Source organism: Stenotrophomonas capsici, from assembly GCF_034961085.1.
GTDB lineage: Bacteria > Pseudomonadota > Gammaproteobacteria > Xanthomonadales > Xanthomonadaceae > Stenotrophomonas > Stenotrophomonas capsici.
The window spans coordinates 1-4,664 of sequence record NZ_JAYFUH010000131.1; the positions used below are offsets into that span (position 1 = coordinate 1).

Below are 4,664 nucleotides of genomic sequence, written 5' to 3' on the forward strand. Positions count from 1 at the left end.
GGCGCGATCATCAACATCAGTTCCACCGCCGCCATCTACCCGTACCCGGGCGGCAATGCCTACGGCGGCACCAAGGCCTTCGTGAGCCAGTTCTCGCTGGGCCTGCGCTCGGACCTGCACGGCACCGGCGTGCGCGTGACTGCGATCGAACCGGGCATGGCCGAAACCGAATTCACCCTGGTGCGCACGCACGGCAACCAGGCCGCGTCGGACCAGTTGTACAAGGGGGCCGACCCGATGACGGCTGCCGACATCGCCGAGCAGGTTTTCTGGGTGGCCACGCTGCCGCCGCACCTGAACATCAACCGCCTGGAACTGATGCCGGTCAGCCAGTCCTTCGCCGGCTTCCAGGTCGCGCGACAGGCCTGACCACCACAGCGGCGGTCGTGCGGACCACGCATTCACAGACAAGGAGACGCAGCGAGATGGAACGCCCCGGACATGCCGTCGCGGCACTGGCCCTGACGGCCGCATTCACCGCCATGCCGGCCGCGGCCAGCAACACCTGCGCCGCGGCCGAAACACAGCTGTTCACCTGCAACACCACCAACGGCAAGCAAGTGCTGCTGTGCGATGCGGGCGATACGCTGCACTACACCTTCGGCAAGCCTGGACGGCCCCCGGAAATGCAGCTGAAGGTGCGCCGCGAAGAGGCCTCCACCTGGCAATGGGAAGGCATCGGGCGGGCGATCTCCTATTCGATCAATGTGCCCAACGGCAACACGGTCTATGACGTGTTCTGGAGCGTGGACCGCATGACCGACGAGCACGAAGTGCAGGCCGGCGTGAACGTGGAGGTCAATGGTCGCCACGTCGCCACCGTGCGCTGCAACGCGGACAGCGTTGAACAGGCGATGGAAGGCGTGGACCTCAAGCCGGCCAGCTGACCCCTCAACGGGCCAGCCTGGCCGGCGATGCCTTCCTGCGCCTCAGTACAGCGACGCCTGCACCGTCACGCCCAGCCAGCGCGGGATGCCCGGCTTGTACGAGTTCCAGGTCAGCGGCACGCCGGTGTCCTGGTCGAACAGGTTCCTGGCCACCAGGCTGATCGCGAAGCGGCCGTCCTGGCGGCCCAGGCCGATCGAGAAATCGGTGGTGCCCAGTGGATCGGTCCTGGCGTACCGCGACAGCAGCGTGTCGGTGTAATAGCTGCTCTGGTAGTTGTAGTTCAGGTTGGACTGCAACGCCCACACCTGCCCCAGCGGGTACGAGAAATCGGCGAACAGGTTGCCACTGACCTTCGGCGCACCCGGCAGGGTCTTGCCGCTGGCGTCGTAGTACGGGCCGGCCGGATTGCCGCCGCCCAGCTCGGCCGGGTTCGGCGCGCGCGGGAACTTGCGGTAGGTCGCGTCCGTGTACGCACCGGAGAAGCGCAGCGTGGTGTACGGGATGCCGAAGTAGGCCACGTCCAGTTCCAGGCCGCGGGTGCGTACCTTGGGCACGTTGCCGAGCGCGGCCACGTAGGCCGGCTTGCCGTCGTTGTTCAGTGCGGTCTGCACTTCGTCGTAGACGAAGGTGTTCTGGATGTAGTCGTCGATGTCCTGCAGGAACACGGTGCCGGCCAGCGAGAGCTTGTCATCGAGCAGCAGCGACTTGAAGCCCAGCTCCCAGGCCTGGGTGGACTCGGCCTTGGCCGGCACCGACTTCCCGCCCAGCGCGGTGGCGCCGACGATCTGGGTGATGCCCGGCTTTTCGCCGTAGCGGTACGAGCCGTACACGGTCAACGCGTCGTTGATGCGGTAGTTCGCGCCGAGCACGCCACTGAACAGCGTCTCCTGGTACTCCGGCGCGGCAACCTCCAGGTAGGAGCTGCCGATGCGGCCGGCGCGGATCGCCTTGGCCGCGGCCACCTGCTGGCGTTGCCTGGTGCTCAGCGCGCCGTAGGTGGCCACGCCGAAGTACTTCTGTGCGACCAGGTCGGCCAGTGCCAGCTGCGCGGCGTTGTTGCCGGCGGCGAGGTTGCCGGATGCATCGTTGGCAAACCCGTTGTAGGTGACGTTGTTGACCTTGGCCGGGTTCAGTTCCCCGGCGAAGCCGTCGGCCAGGATCGCGCTGCCGGCGCGGGTGTTGCGGGTCTCGCGGCTGACACGCAGGCCCGCGTTGACGCTGAAATCGTCGCTGACCTCCCACTTGATGTTGGAGTACGCCGCCAGCGTCTTGTTGTCGTAACGCTCCTTGCGCTGGGTGATCAGCCCGTAGGTGGAGTTGAACAGCAGCAGCCGGCCGGCGGCATCCACCGCGTTGGGCAATGCCGGGTTGATCGGGTCGAGCAGGGCGTACTGTGCGGCGTTGGCGTAGTAGGCGCCGGCATCGGTGCCGTAGCGCTCGGTCTGGCTGTAGTTGGGGAACTTGCCGTGGAAGTAGAAACCGCCGGCACGCAGGCTCAGGCCGTCGCTCAACTGGCTGTCCAGGCGCAGCTCCTGGCTGAGCTGCTCGAAACTGGTCTGGGTGCCGCGCGGGGCACGCAACCACTCAAAGCCGGTATGCGAACCCGCCCCCTGCGAGAAATCATAATCGCGCCAGCCGGTGATCGAGGTCAGCGTGGTGGCGTCACTGAGCTTATAGGCGACGTTGGCGGTAACGCCGGCGGTCTTGTAGGTATTCGGGTACTCGCCGATGGTGTTGACGCGCGGACGGTAGTAGTCATCGATGGTGTAGTTCGGGTTCTGCGCGAACCAGCGCCGCTGCAGCTTGCCGAACACATCCTCGGCGTAGTTCACCTGCCCCGGTTGGCCGGTGACCGGATTGGTCCAGTCGTAGGTGGCCGGCGTCCTGGTGTTGAACCAGAAGCAGTTCTCGCAGATCTCGCGGCCCTTCGGGGTGACATCCACCGACAGATTGGCTTCCAGCCTGTCGTTCGGCGTGAACAGCAGTTGCGCGCGCACGTTGGTGCGGTCGGTATTGCGCCAGCTGTAGTGCGTGTCGTTGGCATTGTCGAACGGACCATCGGTCGCCTCGCGGTTCACGCTCAGGCGGTAGGCCAGCTTCTGGTCGATGATGGCACCACCCACCACCGCGGTGGCGATGGTGGTGTTGCGTTCGCCCAGCGTGATCGCCGCGCGCGCTTCCGGGGTGAAGCTCGGTTTGCGGGTGGTGATCTCCACACGCCCCACGTTGGCCGCGCGACCGCCTTCGGTACCGTTGGGCCCACGCACCACCTGCACCGACTCGATGTCCAGGTAGTTGCTCAACGCGGAGATCGCATTGATGCCGTGACCCACACCGTCCACGCTGACGCCGACGCTGGGTTCCAGCACGCCGGCGCCGGCGGCCCAACCCACGCCACGCACGAAGATCGAGGCGGTGTTCGGGTTCTGCCACGAGGTGCGCACGTTGCCGATGCGATTGACGATGTCGCGGAAGTTGTTGACGTGGAACTTCTCCAGCTCCTCGCCGGTGACCGCCGAGATCGACGCGGCCTGCTGCTTGATCTGCTCGCTCTTGACGATCACCGCATCCAGCAGCGCTGCATCCCCGACGTCCGATGCGGGTATCGGCTCGACCGATGCCTGCGCCGCGGTATTCGGCGGCGCTGCGGTGCCGGCTTCCAGCGGGAGGCCGGCCGCCTGGCGCAGGCGCGCGATCTCGGCCTTCAACTGCGCGTTCTCACGCTGCAGCTGTTCGGCCGATTGCGCATGGGCCTGCGACGGCGACAACACACCGGCCAGCGCAGCGACGATCACGCAGGCAAGCACGGAGCGTGCAGGCAGATGACGGCTGTGCCCCGCGATGACGGGACTGATGGTCTTGCGATGACGCTCGTGCTGGGACTGCATCCGTACACTTCCTCTGATCGGGCTGAGCGACGGATGCTAGGAACTCGTTCACACGCTGAATAATGACCGCATCGCATGAGATCCTGCGCTCGGCGGTATCAGCCAGCAGGAGACGCCGGCGGTAATAACAGCATCGCCATCGGCTATTTCCGCGTATTCAGCGCAACGTGGAAAGTCGGCAGTCATCCGGCCATCCGGCCCGCTGCGGAGTCCTGCCTGTCATGTCCATCGCACGTCCGTTGTTCCTTGCCCTCACCGTGCTGTCCACGACGTTGCTGCTGCCACCGGCATCGGCGGCGCCGTCGAGCACGCCGTTGCGCGACTACCTGGTCGAGAAGAAGGCCGCCATCCAGGCGCAATCGGCGCAGGATGGCGTGCCGACCGCCATCCACACCAAGGTCACCGCCGAAAGCCGCTCGGGCGTGCGCCGCCTGCGCATCGGGCCGACCGGCACCTTCCAGTACCTCAGTGACAGTGGCCGCGACTACGCCGGCTACAACCTGGGCGCGGGCTCGTGGGATTCGCTGGTGGGCGTGCTGTCCAGCGCCATCGCCGACGAGTACCTGGTGCAGGCCGCGGCGGCGAACATCCCGATCGATGGGCTGGACGTGGTGTTCACCAGCATCCCCAAGCGCAAGAGCGCCAACCTGAGCTACCCGAACAACCTTTCCTACGTGGCCTACATCGACTCGCCGGCCACCGATGCGCAGCTGCAGGCGCTCAAGCGCAGCGTCCACGAGCAATCCTCGGCGATCAACCTGGTGACGCAGGCGCAGCCGATCAGCCGCATCGAAGTGGAGTACATCCAGACCCCGGCCACGCGTGACCCGAACCTGCCGCCAGGCCTGCGCGATTTCATCACCCAGGAGAAGCGCCCGGCCGTGCTCG

4 protein-coding genes are annotated in these 4,664 nt (G+C 66.2%); 3 read left to right on the forward strand and 1 reads right to left on the reverse strand.

The features are described from left to right. Nucleotides 1-369: SDR family NAD(P)-dependent oxidoreductase (locus VA603_RS10050; RefSeq protein WP_323438723.1), on the forward strand; the 369-nt coding region annotated here is incomplete at its 5' end. A gap of 56 nt (nt 370-425) precedes the next feature. Continuing rightward, nucleotides 426-887 (forward strand): hypothetical protein, encoded by a 462-nt coding sequence (locus tag VA603_RS10055; RefSeq protein ID WP_323438724.1) that lies wholly within the window; start codon nt 426-428, stop codon nt 885-887. Nucleotides 888-929: 42 nt separating this feature from the next. Here the strand turns inward: VA603_RS10055 and VA603_RS10060 are convergent, their stop codons facing one another. After that, nucleotides 930-3,776 carry a TonB-dependent receptor domain-containing protein gene (locus VA603_RS10060; protein ID WP_323438725.1) on the reverse strand — a complete coding sequence of 949 codons (2,847 nt, stop codon included), beginning with the start codon at nt 3,774-3,776 and terminating at the stop codon, nt 930-932. Nucleotides 3,777-3,997: 221 nt separating this feature from the next. Here VA603_RS10060 and VA603_RS10065 point away from each other — a divergent pair. After that, a partial coding sequence (locus VA603_RS10065; RefSeq protein ID WP_323438726.1) for a hypothetical protein occupies nt 3,998-4,664 on the forward strand: 667 nt, incomplete at its 3' end.